Genomic DNA, 17,676 nt, shown 5'->3' with positions numbered 1-17,676 from the left:
GGGGGGCCTCTGGCCCGGCGGCTGCCGGGGAGGAGGCAAAGACATCGGAAGGGTGGACGTGTCCAAGCCAGCTTCGATTTCCGCAGCCGTTGCCGGACGTTATGCGACGGCAGTTTTTGATCTTTGCCACGAGTCGGGCGCGCTTGGCGCGATTGAATCCGATGTGGCGGCGCTGGAAGGCGCGTTGGCCGAAAGCGCCGATCTGCGCGAGCTGACGACCTCCCCGCTGTATTCCCGCGAGGCGCAGGCCCGCGCGGTGGCGGCGCTGGCAGGCAAGATGGGTCTTTCGCCCATCATGTCCAACACGCTGGCGCTGATGTCCGAAAATCGCCGCCTGTTCGCGCTGCCGCAATTGTTGTCGGCGCTCAAGGCGCTGATCGCCGAAGCCAAGGGTGAAATGACCGCCGATGTGATTTCGGCGCAGCCGCTGTCGGCCGCGCAGGCTGACCGGCTTGCCGCCTCGCTGAAGGCGCAGACGGGCAAGACCGTCAAACTCAACATCTCCGTCGATGAGGCACTCATCGGCGGGCTGATCGTCAAGCTGGGCTCCAAAATGATCGACACCTCGGTCGCCGCGAAGCTCGCGTCCCTCCAGAATGCCATGAAAGAGGTCGGATAATGGGAATCCAAGCTGCTGAGATCTCTGCGATCCTCAAGGAGCAGATCAAGAACTTCGGGCAGGATGCCCAGGTTTCCGAAGTTGGTCGGGTGCTGTCCGTCGGTGACGGTATTGCACGCGTGCACGGGCTCGACAACGTCCAGGCGGGCGAGATGGTCGAGTTTCCGGGTGGCATCCGCGGGATGGCGCTGAACCTTGAAGTCGATAACGTCGGGATCGTGATCTTCGGCTCCGACCGCGACATCAAAGAAGGCGACACCGTCAAGCGCACCAAGGCCATCGTGGACGTGCCGGTGGGCGAGGCCCTGCTGGGCCGCGTCGTGGATGCGCTCGGCAACCCGATCGACGGCAAAGGCCCGATCGTGACCACCGCGCGCCGTGTGTCGGACGTCAAGGCGCCGGGCATCATCCCGCGCAAGTCGGTTCATGAACCGATGGCGACCGGCCTGAAATCGGTCGATGCCATGATCCCGGTTGGCCGTGGCCAGCGCGAGCTGATCATCGGCGACCGTCAGACCGGCAAGACCGCGATCGCGCTCGACACGATCCTGAACCAGAAAGTGTATAACGAGGCCAATCCGGCGGCCAAGATGCACTGCTTCTACGTCGCCGTCGGTCAGAAGCGTTCGACCGTGGCGCAGCTGGTCAAGAAGCTCGAAGAAACCGGCGCGATGGAATACACCACCGTCATCGCTGCGACCGCCTCCGACCCGGCGCCGATGCAGTTCCTGGCGCCCTATTCGGGCACCGCGATGGCTGAATATTTCCGTGACTCGGGCCGCCATGCGCTGATCATCTACGATGACCTGTCGAAACAGGCCGTGTCCTATCGCCAGATGTCTCTGCTGCTGCGTCGCCCGCCGGGGCGTGAGGCTTATCCGGGCGACGTGTTCTATCTGCATTCGCGCCTGCTGGAGCGTTCGGCCAAGCTGAACGAGGATTTTGGTGCCGGTTCGCTGACCGCGCTGCCGATCATTGAAACCCAGGCGGGTGACGTGTCGGCCTATATTCCGACCAACGTGATCTCGATCACCGACGGTCAGATCTTCCTCGAAACCGAACTGTTCTATCAGGGCATCCGCCCGGCTGTGAACACCGGTCTGTCGGTGTCGCGCGTCGGCTCTGCCGCGCAGACCTCGGCGATGAAATCGGTTGCGGGTCCGGTGAAGCTGGAATTGGCGCAATACCGCGAAATGGCGGCCTTCGCGCAGTTCGGCTCTGACCTTGATGCGGCCACGCAAAAGCTGCTGAACCGCGGCGCGCGCCTGACTGAACTGATGAAGCAGCCGCAGTATTCGCCGCTGACCAATGCCGAAATCGTCATCGTGATCTACGCGGGCGTGAAAGGCTATCTGGACAACGTCGCGGTGAAGGACGTGGGCCGGTTCGAGCAAGCCCTGCTTGCCCACCTGCGCACTTCGGAACGTGCGCTGCTGGACGACATCACCAACAATGATCGCAAGATCGCCGGTGAACTTGAAAAGTCGATCCGCGCCGTGCTGGACGGGTTCGTCAAGACTTTCGCCTAAGCGTTTGAGAGGATAGGGGCATGCCTAGCCTTAAGGACCTGAAAAACCGGATCGGAAGCGTCAAGAACACGCGGAAGATCACCAAGGCGATGCAAATGGTCGCGGCCGCAAAATTGCGCCGCGCCCAGGAAGCCGCCGAGGCCGCACGGCCCTATGCCGAGCGGATGAATGCGGTGATGGCGGCGCTGGCCGGCTCTGTCGGCGGGTCCGATGGGGCGCCCCGGCTGCTGGCCGGGACCGGTGCAGAGCAGACCCATCTGCTGGTGGTGATGACCTCCGAACGCGGCCTGTGCGGTGGCTTCAACTCGACCATCGTGCGGTTGGTCCGCGCGCGGGCCAACGAACTGATCCGCCAAGGCCGCACGGTAAAGATCCTCACCGTCGGCAAGAAGGGGCGCGAACAGCTCCGGCGCGACATGGGCCATCTGATGGTGGGCCATGTCGATCTGTCCGAGGTCAAGCGCATGGGCTATGACACCGCGCAAAAGGTGGCGCGCGACGTGCTGGACCGGTTCGATGCGGGCGAGTTCGATGTCGCCACCATCTTCTACAACCGCTTCCAGTCGGTCATCGTCCAGATCCCGACGGCGCATCAGGTGATCCCGGCCAAGGTCGCGGAAGGCGCAGATGTTTCTGCTGTCTACGACTATGAACCGGGCGAAGAGGCGATCCTGGCCGAACTGCTGCCCCGCAATCTTGCGACGCAGATCTTTGCGGCCCTGCTGGAAAACGGCGCCTCCGAACAGGGCGCGCGGATGAGCGCGATGGACAATGCCACCCGTAACGCGGGCGACATGATCAACAAGCTGACGATCCAGTATAACCGCTCGCGGCAGGCCTCGATCACCAAAGAGCTCATCGAAATCATCTCGGGCGCCGAGGCGCTCTGACGGAACCGGAGATAGACTATGGCAACAGCAATCGGCAAAATCACGCAGGTGATCGGCGCCGTCGTGGACGTCCAGTTCGAGGACAACCTCCCGGCGATTCTGAACGCTCTTGAGACGCATAACAACGGCAAGCGGCTGATCCTTGAAGTGGCGCAGCACCTTGGCGAAAACACCGTGCGCACCATTGCCATGGACGCGACCGAAGGTCTGGTCCGTGGCGAGAAGGTGACCGATACCGGCGCGCCGATCTCGGTTCCGGTGGGCAACGCGACGCTGGGGCGCATCCTGAACGTCATCGGCGAGCCGGTGGACGAAAAGGGCCCCGTCGATCAGGCGATGACCCGCGCGATCCACCAGCCCGCCCCCGAGTTTTCGGAACAGTCGACCGAAAGCGTCGTTCTGGTGACCGGCATCAAGGTCATCGACCTGCTGGCCCCCTATGCCAAAGGCGGCAAGATCGGCCTGTTCGGCGGCGCCGGCGTGGGCAAGACGGTTCTGATCATGGAACTGATCAACAACATCGCCAAGGTGCACTCCGGCTTTTCGGTGTTCGCGGGTGTTGGCGAACGGACCCGTGAAGGCAACGACCTGTATCACGAGATGGTCGAGTCGGGGGTTATCAACCTCGACAAGCTCGATGAATCGAAAGTGGCGCTGGTTTACGGTCAGATGAACGAGCCGCCGGGGGCGCGTGCCCGCGTCGCGCTGACCGGCCTGACGCTGGCCGAACAGTTCCGCGATCAGTCCGGCACCGACGTGCTGTTCTTTGTCGACAACATCTTCCGCTTTACCCAAGCCGGTTCCGAAGTTTCGGCGCTGCTGGGCCGCATCCCCTCGGCGGTGGGCTATCAGCCGACGCTGGCCACCGACATGGGCGCGCTGCAGGAACGCATCACCTCGACCAAAGGCGGTTCGATCACCTCGGTTCAGGCCATCTATGTGCCGGCCGACGACCTGACCGACCCGGCGCCGGCCGCCTCGTTTGCGCACCTTGACGCGACCACGGTTCTGTCGCGTGCGATCTCGGAACTGGGTATCTACCCGGCCGTGGACCCGCTCGACTCGACCTCGCGTCTGCTGGACCCGGCAGTCATCGGTGAAGAGCATTACCAGGTCGCGCGTTCGGTGCAGGGCATCCTGCAACGCTACAAGTCGCTGCAAGACATCATCGCCATCCTCGGCATGGATGAACTGTCGGAAGAGGACAAGCTGACCGTGGCCCGCGCCCGCAAGATCCAGCGGTTCCTGTCGCAGCCGTTCGACGTGGCCAAGGTGTTTACCGGGGCTGATGGCAAACAGGTGCCGCTGGAAGACACGATCAAGTCGTTCAAGGCGGTTGTGGCTGGCGAATACGACCACCTGCCTGAAGCGGCCTTCTACATGGTCGGCGGCATCGAGGAAGTGATCGCCAAGGCGCAGCGTCTGGCCGCTGAAGCCGCGTAAGGGGGCAGGGACATGGCCGATACGATCCAGTTCGATCTCGTGTCGCCGGAGCGGAGGCTTGCCTCCGTTCAGGCGCTCGAGGTGCGGATCCCGGGCGCCGAGGGCGACCTGACCGCGATGCCGGGCCATGCGCCGCTGATCACGACCCTGCGCCCCGGTGTTCTGACCGTGGTGTCGGAAACGGGCAGCGCCGAATATACCGTGACCGGCGGTTTTGCCGAGATCAACGCCGGGTCGGTGACGGTTCTGGCCGAGCGTGGCCTGCCCAGTGCAGAGGTGTCGCCCGCGATCTATGCCGAGATGCTGGCCGAGATTCGCGCCGCCGCCGCCGTCGCGGCACCGGGCAGCCCGGCCGATACCGCGGCCAAGCTCGTAGCCGACATGGAAGCCCTGGGTGCCCAGATCGGGCAATAAGCCCAAGGCGCACGCGCAGGAAATGAAAGGCCCCGGGCAACCGGGGCTTTTTTCATTTCCTGCGGGGCGCTATGCAGGGAGGATGAAGGGGAGGGGCCGGAATGCAGCGATTGCACAGCCACACCATCGGGATCGACCGGGGATCTCTGGTCCTGTTTTCCGACTTTCAGGACGGCGGCGTGATGTGGACGGGCGAAGGCCCGCGCGCCCTGCGCCGTGCTGTGACCTTTGCCGAGCCGTTCGCGGCGCCGCCGGTGGTGCAGGTGTCGCTGTCGATGTGGGACATCGACCAGAAGCACAACGGCCGGATGGACATTTCCGCCGAGGCGGTGACGTCCGAGGGGGTCGTGATCGTGTTCAAGACCTGGGGCGACAGCCGCGTGGCCCGTGTGCGCGCGGACTGGCTGGCGATCGGGGCGCTGCACACCGAAGACGACTGGGACGTGGACTGAGGCGGCACTGGCCCCGGCGTTATCGCCGGATCAGCCGCGCGGCAAGCTCCGGCAGGTCGTCGAAATGCGCCAGCATCGCCTCGGGCTTCAGCCGGGCAAGGCCGGGGCCTTCGGGGCCGAAGGCGACCAGCGCCACAGGCACACCCGCCGCGCGCGCGGTGTCACGGTCGGTCACGGTGTCGCCCACCAGCATCGAACGCGCCACAACCCCGCCCGCGCCCGCCACCGCTGCGCGGTAAGGCGCCGGGTCGGGCTTTTTCACCGGCAGCGTGTCGGCCCCGATGAGCGCCGCGAAATGGCTGCGGATGCCCAGACGGCGCAGCAATTCCTCGGCCAGACCCTCGGGCTTGTTGGTGCAGATGCCAAGGGCAAAGCCGGTTGCCGCCAGCCGGTCCAACGCGGCCCTCGCGCCCGGATACAGCCGGGTGTGGCGGTCGATGTGTTCGCCGTAATGCAGCAGCAGGCGCGGGTAATCCTGCTCCACCTCGGCCTCGCCGCCCTGGCCCGCACGGGCAAAACCCTCGCGCAGCATCGCCCTGCCGCCATGAAAGGCCACGCGCGCATCGTGCACGGGGTCCAGCCGCACCGCCATGCCGCGGGCGTCAAAACAGGCATTGGCCGCCGCGATCAGATCGGCCGAGGTATCGGCCAGCGTGCCATCCAGATCGAAAATCACCGTGCGCAATTGCGGCCCCTTCATTGTAACCTGCGGCAAGGTTGCGTGATGTTGCGGCCCTTGCGGCGCGACTGTTCCTGCGTAAAACGGGGATGAGCAGAAGAAAAGGCAAGATGATGGGCAATGCGCTGATCGTTCTGGCGGCAGGCCAGGGCACCCGGATGAATTCTGACCTTCCGAAGGTTCTTCACCCCCTCGGGGCGGCGCCGTTGCTGGCCCACGCCCTGACGGCAGGCGCCGCGCTGGCGCCGGAACGGGTGATCGTGGTGGCGGGGCATGGTGCCGAACAGGTGGGCAAGGCCGCCGCAGTCTGGGCGCCCGAGGCCGAGGTGGTGTTGCAGGCCGAACAACTGGGCACTGGCCACGCGGTGCGGCAGGCGCTGCCCGCGCTTGAGCGGTTCGAGGGCCGGGTGATCGTGCTTTATGGTGACACCCCCTTTATCCGCCCCGAAACGCTTGAGGCGCTGGCCGAGGCCACGGCCGATGTGGTCGTTCTGGGCTTTGAGGCGGCCGAACCGGGCCGCTATGGGCGGCTGGTGACGGGGCCTGCGGGGCTGGAACGCATCGTCGAGTTCAAGGACGCGACCGAGGCCGAGCGCGCGATTGCGCTGTGCAATTCGGGCGTGATCTCGGCGGATGCGGCCACGCTGGCGCGGCTGCTGCCGCGGCTGACGAACGACAACGCCGCGCATGAATACTATCTGACCGACATCGTCGCGCTCGCCCGCGCCGAGGGGCTGTCGGCCAAGGTTGTGACCTGCGCCGAGGCAGAAACGCTGGGCATCAACACCCGCGCCGAACTCGCGCGTGCCGAGGCGCTGTTTCAGGCCCGAATGCGGGCCGAGGCGCTGGACAATGGCGTCACCCTGACCGCGCCGGAAACCGTGTTCTTTGCGCTGGATACCCATATCGGGCGCGATGCGGTGATCGGGCCGAATGTGGTGTTCGGCCCCGGCGTCACCATCGAATCGGGCGCCGAGGTGCGGGCCTTTTGCCATCTGGAGGGCTGCCACATCAGTCGCGGCGCAACCGTCGGCCCCTTTGCCCGGCTGCGCCCCGGCGCGGAACTGGCCGAAGATGTGCATGTGGGCAATTTCGTCGAGATCAAGAACGCGGTGCTGGATGAGGGCGTGAAGGTCGGCCATCTGACCTATCTGGGCGATGCGCATGTGGGCGAGCACACCAACATCGGCGCGGGCACCGTGACCTGCAACTATGATGGGGTGATGAAGCATCACACCGAAATCGGCGCCCATGCCTTCATCGGGTCGGATACGATGCTGGTGGCCCCGGTCACGGTGGGGGCGCGGGCGATGACTGGCTCAGGTTCGGTCATCTCTGAAAATGTGCCCGACGATGCCTTGGCCATCGGGCGGGCGCGGCAGGTGAACAAGCCGGGTCTTGCGGTCAGGCTGATGGAGAAATTGCGCGCCGAAAAGGTCCGCCGTCAGAAGGAGAGCAAGTGAATGTGTGGCATTGTTGGTGCGCTGGGCAATCATGAGGTTGCGCCGCTGTTGCTGGACTCTCTCAAACGGCTGGAATACCGCGGCTATGACAGCGCGGGCATTGCCACGGTGAACGCCGGGCGGCTGGACCGGCGCCGCGCGGTGGGCAAACTGGTGCATTTGTCGGACCTGCTGGTTCATGACCCACTGCCGGGCAAGGCCGGGATCGGGCACACCCGCTGGGCCACCCATGGCGCGGCCACTACCGGCAACGCGCATCCGCACCGCTCTGGCCCGGTGGCGGTGGTGCATAACGGCATCATCGAGAATTTCCGCGACCTGCGCGCGGAACTGGCCGAGGCCGGGCTGATGCCGGAAAGCGAAACCGATACCGAAACCGTGGCGCTGCTGACCCGGCTGCATATGGACCGTGGCCTGCCCCCGCGCGAGGCGGCGCGGGCCACGCTGGCGCGGCTGCATGGGGCATTTGCCCTGCTGTTCCTGTTCGAGGGCGAGGATGACCTGCTGATCGCGGCGCGCAAAGGCTCGCCGTTGGCGATCGGCCATGGTCATGGCGAGATGTTCGTGGGGTCGGATGCAATTGCGCTGGCACCGTTGACCGACCGGATCACCTATCTCGAAGAGGGCGATTACGCCTTTATCACCCGCGCCGGCGCCGAGATCTATGATGCCGAGGGCCGCCCCGCCAACCGCGAGATCCTTCAGATCGACCTGGGCCAGACCCGCGTGGACAAGGCAGGCTTCAAGCATTTCATGGCTAAGGAAATCGCCGAACAGCCCGCGGTTCTGGGCAATGCGCTGGCGCATTATGTGAAAGACGGGCAGATCAACCTGCCCGCAGGGGTGGCGTTTGCGGGGCTGGACCGGCTGACGCTGGTGGCCTGCGGCACTGCATTTTACGCCTGTTCGGTGGCGAAATACTGGTTTGAATCGCTGGCTGGCCTGCCCGTCGAAATCGACGTTGCGTCCGAGTTTCGCTATCGCGAGCCGCCGATGCCCGCGCGCAGTTGGGCGATCTTTGTCAGCCAGTCGGGCGAAACCGCCGATACGCTGGCGGCGCTGCGCTATTGTCAGGGCAAGGTCGAAAAGACCGTGGCGGTGGTGAACGTGCCCACCTCGTCAATCGCGCGCGAGGCCGATCTGGCGCTGCCGATCCTTGCCGGGATCGAGGTTGGCGTGGCCTCGACCAAGGCTTTCACCTGTCAGCTTCTGGTGCTGGCGCTGCTTGCGCTGAAGGCTGGTCACGACCGCGGCCATCTGGATGATGCACAACTGGCCGCGCATCTGGCGGCACTGGCGCGGTTGCCCGGTCTGATCCATCAGGCGCTGGCGGTGGCGCCCGAGATCGAAAAACTGGCCGAACATCTGGCCGAGGCGCAGGATGTGCTGTTCCTGGGCCGCGGGCCGATGTATCCGCTGGCGCTGGAGGGTGCGCTGAAGCTGAAGGAAATCAGCTACATCCACGCCGAAGGTTACGCATCGGGCGAGCTGAAACACGGCCCCATCGCGCTGATCGACCGGACCGTTCCGGTGGTGGTGATGGCCCCGCATGACCGGCTGTTCGACAAGACCGTGTCGAATATGCAAGAGGTTCTTGCCCGTCACGGCCAGGTGCTGCTGGTGTCGGATGCGCGCGGCGCGGCCGAGGCGGGGGCGGGCACATGGGCCTGCCTGCGCCTGCCCGAGGTGGCCGAGCCTTTTGCGCCGATCCTCTATGCGATCCCGGCGCAACTGCTGGCCTATTATACCGCGGTGGCCAAGGGCACCGACGTGGACCAGCCGCGCAATCTGGCCAAATCGGTGACAGTCGAATGATCAGCGAGGATGCTCTGGCCCTGCTGCGGGCCGAGGCCGACCCGGTCCGCGCCGAGGCGGCGGCAGCCCATCACAAGGCCCCGCGCGCGTATCTGGGTCTGTCCGCGCCGCAGATCGAGGCGCGGGTGGCCGAGTGGCGCGCCGGGCTGGATGTGCCGGGCCGTGTGGCGCTGGCCGATGCGCTGTGGCAAAGCGATGTGCATGAGGCGCGGATTGCGGCGGCCAAGGTGCTGACACAGGCGCGTATCCGTGACGATGCGGCGGTCTGGGCGCTGATCCTGTCCTGGGTGCCGCAGTTCGACGCCTGGGCCATTGCCGATGCGGCGGCGGCGGCGGGGGCGCGGCGGCTGATGGCCGACCCGGCGCGGCTTGGGGCCTTGTCCGACTGGGTCGTGGCGCCAAACCGCTGGACCCGGCGCGCGGTGCTGACATTCACCCAGGGCTTCAGCCGGTTGCCGCACCCCAAAGCCGCCGATCTGGCCGCGCGCGAGCAAGTTCTGGGCTGGGCCGCCGATCTGGCGGCCGTGCCCGATGCGCTGCTGCAACGCGCGGTTGCGGGCTGGCTGCGCGATCTGTCGCGACACGATGCGCCGCGGGTGCGGGACTGGCTCGCGCAGCACGGCCAACTTTTGACGCGGCTTGCATTCAAGGAGGCTGCGGCCCTGCTGCCCGACGCAAGGCCTGCGGCGGGGGATCAGTCGGCGTAGACCATCAGTTCGGGCAGTGCCGTCAGCGGCAGGCCCAGAACCCGAAAGGCGGGCAGCGACACCTGACTGCCCGCGCCGGGATCGCCCGGCAGCGGCACCAGATCGACCTGAACCGAGGTGCCCGAGGCCGGATCGACCAGTCGCCCCTTGCCCGCCACCCTGACCAGCGGTGATCGGACCCAAAACCCCGGCTCGGTCGGGTCGCCCAGCGCGGCAATGGTGCGGCCCAGCGCCTGCCCGCCGCTGGCCGGGGTTGCGGCGGCGGCGCGCTGGGCGGGGGTGGTGGTATCAAACTCGGCGGCGGTGCGGGCCGCGGGCCGCGGCCTGGGCGCCGCCAGCGCGGGGCTGGGCGCGGGCACGGCCAGCGGCTCGGGTGGTGTTGCCTTGGGGCCAAAGGGCATCGCGCAGGCGCCCAGCAGGGCACAGCAGATTGCGGCAAGGGGCAGGTGGGTGCGCATGACTTCAGGCTACCCCGGCCGGGCCGTTCCGGCAATGGGCGCGATCATCTTGCCGCCGGGCGGGTCTGGCCCTACCTTCGTGCCATGACACCTGCGGCCCCCCTGATCGACCCCTTCGCCCGCCCGATCCGCTATTTGCGCGTGTCGGTGACGGATCGCTGCGATTTCCGCTGCGCCTATTGCATGGTCGAAGATATGCAGTTCCTGCCCAAGCGCGACCTGCTGACGCTGGAAGAACTTGACCGGCTGTCTTCGGCCTTTATCGCGCTGGGGGTGCGCAAGCTGCGCGTGACCGGGGGCGAGCCTTTGGTTCGCAAGGGCATCCTGACCTATTTCCGCGCGATGTCGCGGCATCTGGTCAGCGGTGCGCTGGAGGAACTGACGCTGACCACCAACGGCTCGCAACTGGCGCGCTTTGCGGCTGATCTGGCGGCCTGCGGGGTGCGGCGGGTGAACGTGTCGCTTGATACGCTGGAGCCTGCGAAATTTGCCGCCATCACCCGGCGCGGGGATCTGGCGCAGGTGCTGGACGGGGTCCGCGCCGCGCAGGCCGCCGGGATTCGGGTCAAGATCAACGCCGTCGCGCTGAAGGGCTTCAACGAGGATGAGCTGTTCCACCTGATCGATTGGTGCGGCGGTGAGGGGCATGATCTGACCTTCATCGAGGTGATGCCGATGGGCGAGATGGCCGAGGCGACGCGGCTGGGCCAATACTGGCCCCTGGCCGATCTGCGGGCGCGGCTGGCCGAACGCTTTGGCCTGACCGATCTGCCCGACAGCACCGGCGGGCCTGCACGCTATGTCCGGCTGCAAGAGACAGGCCAGCGGATCGGCTTTATCACCCCGCTGACGCATCAGTTCTGCGAAAGCTGCAACCGGGTGCGGGTGACCTGCACGGGCGAGTTGTTCATGTGTCTGGGGCAGGAAGACCGCGCCGATCTGCGTGCGCCCCTGCGCGCCAGCACCGACGATGCCGCCCTGGTTGCAGCGATCCGCGCGGCGATCGCGCGCAAGCCCCGTGGCCACGACTTTGACTATTCGCGCGCCCGCGTGGCCGGGCAGGTCAGCCGCATGATGAGCCATACCGGCGGCTGACCGCTGACATGGATCAAGGCGTGCGCCCCGCGCGGGGGCCATCCTAAGCCATCAGACCGGGAGGTTTTCATGTATCGCCATATCCTCGTGCCGCTTGCCTTTGATGAGGCCCACGAACCCGAGCCTGCGCTGGCGGTGGCGCGGCAATTGTCGGGGGATGACACCCGCGTCAGCCTGTTGCATGTCATGCCCGAGGTGCCGGGCTATGCGATTTCCTATATGCCCGAGGGGTATCGTGAGGAACTGGAACAGGCGATCCGGTCGGAATTGGAGACTTTGGCCCGCGGCTTTGGCTCTGGCGCGGGGGTGCTGGCCTCGGGCGATGCGGGGCGCGTCATTCTGGACTGGTCCGGTCAGAACGGGGTCGATTGCATCGTCATCGCCTCGCACCGCCCCGGCTTGCAGGATTATCTGCTGGGCAGCACCGCCGCGCGCGTGGTGCGCCACGCCGCCTGTTCGGTGCATGTGCTGCGCTAGGCGGCCATCCGCGCCTCGATCATCCCGGCAAGCCAGCTTGCACCAAAGGGAATTGCAGCGTCGTCAAAGACATAGGCGGGATGATGGATCATCGCGCTGTCGCCGTTGCCCAGAAAGATATAGGCGCCGGGGCGTTCGTTCAGCATGAAGCTGAAATCCTCGGCCCACATCATTGGCGCGGTGTCGGTATCGACACGCCCCGAAACCGCCTGCGCCACTGCGGCGGCGTAGCGGGTATTTTCCGGTGCGTTCATCGTCACCGGATAGCCGCGCAGATAGGTCACATCGGCCGTGGCGCCAAAGCTGGCGGCGGTGCCCTCGGCGATGGCGATCACGCGGGCCTGAACGAAATCTTGCACCGCAGGGTCCATCGTGCGCACCGTTCCGCGCAGCAGCACCGATTGCGGGATGACGTTATGCGCCTCGGATTCGGTGCGGAAGGTGCAGACCGACACGACGACCGGCTTGAGCGGGTCAACATTGCGCGCCGCGATGGATTGCATGGCCACCACGATATGCGCCGCCACCAGCGTGGTGTCGATGCAGTCGTTCGGCTTGGCGGCATGGCCGCCCTTGCCGGTCACGGTGATTTCGAACTGATCGGCGGCGGCCATCATCGCGCCTTCGCGGATCGCGAAACTGCCCACCGGAAGGCCCGGCATGTTGTGCAGCCCATAGACTTCCTGAATGCCGAAGCGGACCATCAAGCCGTCGGCGCACATTTCGCGCCCGCCTCCGCCGCCCTCTTCGGCAGGCTGAAAGATGACCACCGCGGTGCCATCGAAGTTGCGGGTTTCGCACAGGTATCTGGCCGCGCCCAGCAACATGGCGGTGTGGCCGTCATGCCCGCAGGCGTGCATCCTCCCCGGTGTTTTCGACGCATAGGGCAGCCCCGTCGCCTCAAGTATCGGCAGCGCGTCCATATCGGCGCGCAGCCCCACAACGCGGCCCGCGCGGTCGGTCTTGCCGCGGATCACGCCGACAACGCCGGTGCGCCCGATCCCCTCGACCACCTCATCGCAGCCGAATGACCGCAGCAGACCCGCCACCTTGCCCGCAGTGCGCTGCACGTCGAACATCAGTTCGGGGTATTCGTGGAACTCGTGTCGCCATGCGGTGATTTCGGGCAGCAATTCGGCAAATCTGTTCTTCACGGGCATGTCGGCGTCCTTCGGGGGGCTTTGGCCGCGCGGCGGCCCGGCTTCATCAAACTGTTACAAAGCCCCGCGCCCCGCAAGGGTTCGCGCAACGACGGGGGCGTTTTGCCCCCGGTCAGGTGTCGTCGCCCATCGCCGCGCGCCAGTGGCGGCGGCAGAGCGACACATAGGTTTCATTGCCGCCGATCTGCACCTGTGCGCCATCGCGCAGAACCTGGCCCTGGCCATCCTTGCGCACGACCATCGTGGCCTTCTTGCCGCAATGGCAGATGGTGCGCACCTCGCGCATTTCATCGGCCAGTGCCAGCAGCGCTGCGGACCCTGGGAACAGATCGCCCCGGAAATCGACCCGGAGGCCATAGCACATCACCGGCACCTTCAGGTCGTCCACCGCGCGAGCCAGTTGCCAGACCTGCGCCTTGGTCAGGAATTGCGCTTCGTCAACAAAAACGCAGGCGCAGGGGCCAGTGTCCAGCCGATTCTTGACCTTTTCAAACATATTAGTGGTGTCGTCAAACGTATCGGCCTCGGCGCCGATGCCGATGCGGCTGGCGATCCGGCCCTTGCCTGCGCGGTCATCCAGGCGGGCGGTCAGCAGCAATGTCTGCATCCCGCCTTCGTGATAATTATGCGCTGCCTGCAAGAGGATCGTGCTCTTGCCTGCGTTCATCGTGGAATAGTGGAAATACAGCTTGGCCATGGCGCGGGGGATACCCCCGCGCCAGTCCGATCACAAGCCCGCGGCGCGGGCCGATTGTTCGGATTTGGGCCGACGCGAGGGGCGGCGCGACGGGCGGCGGTTGCCCCCCTCGGCCGCGACTGCGGCGGCGGGTTTCGGCTTGGCGCCCGCAGGTTTGGTGCCCTGCGGCTTGGCGCCCACAGGCTTGGCCCCGCGGCCGCGCTGGCCTTGCGGCTTGGCGCCTTGCGGTTTGGCCCCCGGCTTGCGCATCGCGGCGGCGGGCAGTTCAAACGGAGGTTCGCCGCCGATCACCGGGATCGCGCGTTTCATCGCCTTTTCGATCGCCCGCAGATCGGCCACCTCAAGCGGCGCGCAGAAGGCCACGGCGCGGCCATCGCGGCCGGCGCGCGCGGTGCGCCCGATCCGGTGGACATAGTTTTCCGGGACGTTCGGCAGGTCGTAGTTGTAGACATGCGCGACCTGCGGAATATCAAGCCCCCGCGCCGCAACATCGGTTGCCACCAGCACCTCGACCTCGCCCGCCCGGAACGCGGCCAAGGCCCGTTCGCGCTGGCCCTGGCTCTTGTTGCCGTGGATTGCGGTAACCGAAAAGCCCCAGTTTGTCAGCAGCTTGGCCAGCTTGTCCGAGCCATGCTTGGTGCGGCCAAAGACCACCGCCAACTCGCCCGGATGTTTCGAGATATATTCGGCCAGCAGCGCCGCCTTGTCGCCCTGATTGACGAAATGCACGCCCTGGTCGATTTTTTCGGCGGCCTGTCCCGGCGGGGCCACCTGCACCCGGACCGGATCGGTCAGGTAGCTGTCGGCCAGTTCTTCCATCAGCTTGGGCATGGTGGCCGAAAACAGCAGCGTCTGGCGCTGTTCGGGCAGCAGCCGCGCGATTTTGCGCAGCGCGTGGATAAAGCCGATGTCCAGCATCTGGTCGGCCTCGTCCAGCACCAGATAGCGGGTTTCCGACAGGTTCAGCGCGCGCCGTTCCAGCAGGTCCAGCAGGCGGCCCGGCGTGGCGATCAGCACATCGACGCCACGGGCCAGCCGTTCGCATTGCGCGTTGATCGAGGCGCCGCCGACGACACGAAACACCCGGATCGGCGAGCCTTGGGCATAGGCGGTGACGTTTTCGGCGATCTGGGTGGCCAGTTCGCGGGTCGGGGCCAGGATCAGCGCGCGCACCTCTTTCGGGGCGGGGCGTTTGCCGTAGGCAATGAGGCGGGTCAGCATCGGCAGGCCAAAGGCCGCAGTCTTGCCGGTGCCGGTTTGCGCCAGCCCCAGCAGGTCGCGCCCGGCGACAATATGCGGGATGCCCTGCGCCTGGATCGGCGTGGGTTTGGTCAGGCCAAGACCCGGCAGATTGTCCAGCACAAGCCGCGACAGGCCAAGGTTTTCAAAGTTTTCCAAAGGGATGGTCTTTCTGGTTGGCCTGCGTTCGGCAGGCCCGAATGGGTCATGCGCCCCGGACGTGCCGGGGGCGAGGGGGCGGGGCGCAGATCACTGACCTGCTGGACCCCCGCGTGACATGGGAACCTGTTTCCCCGGTCTGGCGCCAGTCGGGCGCGGCTGCTCACGCGGCAGCGGACATCGGGTGAGCCTCAGATGGGCGCCAGCGCGGAAAAAGTCAAGGGTTTTGACCGATCAGCCCCGATCGGCGCCGTCCATCCAGATCGTGACGGGGCCGTCGTTGAGCAGGCTCACCGCCATATCGGCGCCGAACTCGCCGGTTTCCACCGCGATACCTTCGGCGCGCAGCAGGTCGGAAAACGCCAGATACAGCCGCTCGCCCTGATCGGGCGGGGCGGCGGTGGAAAAGCCGGGGCGATTACCGCGTGAGGTGTCGGCGGCCAGCGTGAACTGGCTGACCACCAGCGCCGCGCCGCCGATGTCGCGCAGCGAGCGGTTCATCTTGCCCGCGTCATCCTTGAAGATGCGCAGCTTGGCGATGCGCTGGGCCAGCCGTGCCGCATCGGCCTCGGTATCGCCCGCCATCGCACAGATCAGAATCAGAAACCCCGGCCCGATCTGGCCGGTGATGCGGCCATCGACCTCGACCTTGGCATGGGCGACGCGCTGGATCAGGGCTCTCATGGCAACTCCTTGGCCCAGGGCGGGTTGGCGCCCGCCCGCGTGACGGTGATTGCGGCGGCGGCGCTGCCCAGGATCAGCGCGGCGCGGATCGTGTCGGCGCTGGCTGCCGCCAGCCCGGCCTTTGACAGCGCCCCGGCGCGATCCAGTCCGGCCAGAACGCCCGCGGTGAAGGTATCGCCCGCGCCGACGGTATCGACAACGGCCACCGCAGGGGCGGGCACCGCGATCCGTTCGGCACCACGAAAGGCCAGCGCACCCCGCGCCCCGCGGGTCACGATCATCAGCCCTTGGGCCGTCAGCGCCGCAGGTTCGGCGCCGGGGGCGAGCCAGTCCAGATCCTCGTCGGACAGTTTTACGATGTCGGCCCGCGCGATCATCCGGTGCAGCCGCGCGCGAAGGGCGGGCGCGTCGGTGACGATGGCGGGGCGGATATTAGGGTCCAGCACGATCAGCCGTGCGCTTTCGCGGGCGCACAGCGCATCATAGGTCGTGCCGCAGGGTTCGCCGGCCAGCGAGATGCCGCCAAAGGCCAGCGCCTGCACGCTGTCGGGCAGGGCGGGCAGATCGGCGCTGCGCAGCATCCGCCCGGCGGTGTTTTCATCGTGAAAGGCATACGCGGGCTGGCCGTTCGCCAGCGCGACAAAGGCCAGCGTCGTGGGCCGCGGCGCGCGCGGGCATAGCGATATGTCTACGCCCGAGGCGGTGGCGGCGGCGACCAGTTCGGCGCCGAACAGATCGGTCGAAAGCCCGGCGATCAGGCCCGTGGGCAAGCCCAGCCGGGCCGCGGCTATGGCGGTGTTGAACATGCCCCCACCCGGCACGGGGCGGAACACAGGGCCATCGGGGGCGGGCGTCGCGATCATGTCGATCAGCGCCTCGCCGCAGCACAACAGCCGCGGGCCGCTCACCGCCGGAACCTGTCGGCGAGCCGTTCCAGCGCCGAGCGGGTGTCGGGTGCGGGTGGCTCCGGGGGCGTGGGGGCCGATTTTGGGGCCGTAGGCGCCGCGGTCTTGTCGGGCGCGGTGCCGGTTGACGACCGTGGCGGCGCGGTGCGCAGGGCCACCGCGTTCAGAAATCTGGCCCCGTCGCCCGCAGCCAGCGCCGCCGCGCCATCGGACAGGCCGCGCATCAGGTCATCAAGCCAATCCGCATCGGCCTTGGCGAAATCCGACAGCACATAGGCCGCCACCCGGTCCTTGTGCCCCGGATGCCCGATACCCAGCCGCACCCGGCCATAGGCTTCACCTACATGCGCATGGATCGAGCGCAGGCCGTTATGGCCGGCATGCCCGCCACCCTGCTTGACGCGGGCCTTGCCGGGGGCAAGGTCCAGCTCGTCATGAAACACCACCAGATCGGCGGGGGAGAGCTTGTAAAACGCCAGTGCAGCCTGCACCGACTGGCCCGACAGGTTCATGAAGGTTTCGGGCTTGAGCAGGATCACCTTGCAGCCCGCCAGCGTGCCCTCGGCCACCAGCCCCTGAAACCTTGCGCGCCACGGGCCAAAGCCGTGATCGGCGGCGATCCGGTCCACCGCCATATAGCCGATGTTGTGCCGGTTTCCGGCGTATTTCGCGCCGGGATTGCCAAGGCCCACAAAGAGCTTCATCCGATCCTCCTGCGGTCAGTGTCGTCGGGATTAGTGCGGGCCGGGCCGCGATGCAACCGGCCCTTCAAACGAAAACGCGGGGCCAGT

The 17,676-nt window shown here is 66.6% G+C and carries 19 protein-coding genes; 11 read left to right on the top strand and 8 right to left on the bottom strand.

Annotated features, from left to right (window positions below):
* The first annotated feature begins 58 nt into the window (after window positions 1-58).
* The 6 genes from C5F46_RS12970 to C5F46_RS12945 all read left to right on the top strand — a co-directional run bounded on the left by C5F46_RS12970 (window position 59) and on the right by C5F46_RS12945 (window position 5,347).
* Window positions 59-619 carry a F0F1 ATP synthase subunit delta gene (locus C5F46_RS12970; RefSeq protein WP_107325768.1) on the top strand — a complete coding sequence of 187 codons (561 nt, stop codon included), beginning with the start codon at window positions 59-61 and terminating at the stop codon, window positions 617-619.
* Complete coding sequence (gene atpA, locus C5F46_RS12965; RefSeq protein ID WP_107325766.1) at window positions 619-2,148, top strand: F0F1 ATP synthase subunit alpha; 1,530 nt, start codon at window positions 619-621, stop codon at window positions 2,146-2,148. Before C5F46_RS12970 ends, atpA begins: the two co-directional genes overlap by 1 nt.
* A gap of 20 nt (window positions 2,149-2,168) precedes the next feature.
* Window positions 2,169-3,038 carry a F0F1 ATP synthase subunit gamma gene (locus tag C5F46_RS12960; protein WP_107325765.1) on the top strand — a complete coding sequence of 290 codons (870 nt, stop codon included), beginning with the start codon at window positions 2,169-2,171 and terminating at the stop codon, window positions 3,036-3,038.
* 18 nt (window positions 3,039-3,056) lie between these two features.
* Window positions 3,057-4,481: a F0F1 ATP synthase subunit beta gene (gene atpD / locus C5F46_RS12955; RefSeq protein WP_107325764.1), complete on the top strand. Its 1,425-nt coding sequence runs from the start codon at window positions 3,057-3,059 to the stop codon at window positions 4,479-4,481.
* Window positions 4,482-4,493: 12 nt separating this feature from the next.
* Window positions 4,494-4,895 carry a F0F1 ATP synthase subunit epsilon gene (locus C5F46_RS12950; protein WP_107325763.1) on the top strand — a complete coding sequence of 134 codons (402 nt, stop codon included), beginning with the start codon at window positions 4,494-4,496 and terminating at the stop codon, window positions 4,893-4,895.
* A 101-nt stretch (window positions 4,896-4,996) separates the two neighbouring features.
* Complete coding sequence (locus C5F46_RS12945) at window positions 4,997-5,347, top strand: H-type lectin domain-containing protein (protein ID WP_107325762.1); 351 nt, start codon at window positions 4,997-4,999, stop codon at window positions 5,345-5,347.
* Between the two features lie 19 nt (window positions 5,348-5,366).
* On the opposite strand, the gene C5F46_RS12940 is transcribed toward C5F46_RS12945, so the two are convergent.
* The gene (locus C5F46_RS12940) at window positions 5,367-6,047 is read right to left on the bottom strand and encodes an HAD-IA family hydrolase (protein WP_107325761.1); all 681 of its coding nucleotides are present in this window, start codon (window positions 6,045-6,047) and stop codon (window positions 5,367-5,369) included.
* A 92-nt stretch (window positions 6,048-6,139) separates the two neighbouring features.
* On the opposite strand from C5F46_RS12940, the gene glmU reads away from it, so the two are divergent.
* The 3 genes from glmU to C5F46_RS12925 are packed head-to-tail and all read left to right on the top strand — an operon-like array spanning window position 6,140 to window position 10,011.
* Window positions 6,140-7,489, top strand: coding sequence for a bifunctional UDP-N-acetylglucosamine diphosphorylase/glucosamine-1-phosphate N-acetyltransferase GlmU (gene glmU / locus C5F46_RS12935; RefSeq protein ID WP_168796801.1), 1,350 nt, complete (start codon window positions 6,140-6,142; stop codon window positions 7,487-7,489).
* Window positions 7,490-9,304, top strand: coding sequence for a glutamine--fructose-6-phosphate transaminase (isomerizing) (gene glmS / locus C5F46_RS12930; protein ID WP_107325759.1), 1,815 nt, complete (start codon window positions 7,490-7,492; stop codon window positions 9,302-9,304).
* Window positions 9,301-10,011, top strand: coding sequence for a DNA alkylation repair protein (locus C5F46_RS12925; RefSeq protein WP_107325758.1), 711 nt, complete (start codon window positions 9,301-9,303; stop codon window positions 10,009-10,011). The genes glmS and C5F46_RS12925 overlap by 4 nt, the downstream gene beginning before the upstream one ends.
* Here the strand turns inward: C5F46_RS12925 and C5F46_RS12920 are convergent.
* A complete protein-coding gene (locus C5F46_RS12920) occupies window positions 9,999-10,469 on the bottom strand; it encodes a hypothetical protein (RefSeq protein ID WP_107325757.1) in 471 nt (156 codons plus the stop codon). The genes C5F46_RS12925 and C5F46_RS12920 overlap by 13 nt on opposite strands.
* Before the next feature lie 84 nt (window positions 10,470-10,553).
* Here C5F46_RS12920 and moaA point away from each other — a divergent pair, with 84 nt between their 5' ends.
* The gene (moaA, locus tag C5F46_RS12915) at window positions 10,554-11,564 is read left to right on the top strand and encodes a GTP 3',8-cyclase MoaA (RefSeq protein WP_107325756.1); all 1,011 of its coding nucleotides are present in this window, start codon (window positions 10,554-10,556) and stop codon (window positions 11,562-11,564) included.
* A gap of 69 nt (window positions 11,565-11,633) precedes the next feature.
* Window positions 11,634-12,041 (top strand): universal stress protein, encoded by a 408-nt coding sequence (locus tag C5F46_RS12910; protein WP_107325755.1) that lies wholly within the window; start codon window positions 11,634-11,636, stop codon window positions 12,039-12,041.
* Here C5F46_RS12910 and C5F46_RS12905 read toward each other — a convergent pair.
* From C5F46_RS12905 to pth, 6 genes are all read right to left on the bottom strand, one after another.
* On the bottom strand, window positions 12,038-13,201 hold the full coding sequence (locus C5F46_RS12905) for a M20 aminoacylase family protein (RefSeq protein WP_107325754.1): 1,164 nt from the start codon (window positions 13,199-13,201) through the stop codon (window positions 12,038-12,040). The genes C5F46_RS12910 and C5F46_RS12905 overlap by 4 nt on opposite strands.
* Window positions 13,202-13,313: 112 nt before the next feature.
* Window positions 13,314-13,898: a thymidine kinase gene (locus C5F46_RS12900; protein ID WP_107325753.1), complete on the bottom strand. Its 585-nt coding sequence runs from the start codon at window positions 13,896-13,898 to the stop codon at window positions 13,314-13,316.
* Window positions 13,899-13,928: 30 nt separating this feature from the next.
* Window positions 13,929-15,296: a DEAD/DEAH box helicase gene (locus tag C5F46_RS12895; protein WP_107325752.1), complete on the bottom strand. Its 1,368-nt coding sequence runs from the start codon at window positions 15,294-15,296 to the stop codon at window positions 13,929-13,931.
* A 234-nt stretch (window positions 15,297-15,530) separates the two neighbouring features.
* Window positions 15,531-15,980, bottom strand: a complete 450-nt coding sequence (gene dtd, locus C5F46_RS12890) for a D-aminoacyl-tRNA deacylase (protein ID WP_107325751.1) — start codon at window positions 15,978-15,980, stop codon at window positions 15,531-15,533.
* Complete coding sequence (locus C5F46_RS12885; protein WP_268935650.1) at window positions 15,977-16,888, bottom strand: carbohydrate kinase family protein; 912 nt, start codon at window positions 16,886-16,888, stop codon at window positions 15,977-15,979. Before C5F46_RS12885 ends, dtd begins: the two co-directional genes overlap by 4 nt.
* Entirely contained in the window at window positions 16,885-17,589 is a 705-nt protein-coding gene (gene pth, locus C5F46_RS12880; RefSeq protein ID WP_107325750.1) for an aminoacyl-tRNA hydrolase, read from the bottom strand. Before pth ends, C5F46_RS12885 begins: the two co-directional genes overlap by 4 nt.
* Between the last annotated feature and the right edge of the window lie 87 nt (window positions 17,590-17,676).

The sequence above is a fragment of the Phaeovulum veldkampii DSM 11550 genome (genome assembly GCF_003034995.1).
GTDB classification, from domain to species: domain Bacteria; phylum Pseudomonadota; class Alphaproteobacteria; order Rhodobacterales; family Rhodobacteraceae; genus Phaeovulum; species Phaeovulum veldkampii.
The sequence above is the reverse complement of the archived record's forward strand: the minus strand, read 5'-3'. Positions and strand labels throughout refer to the sequence as shown.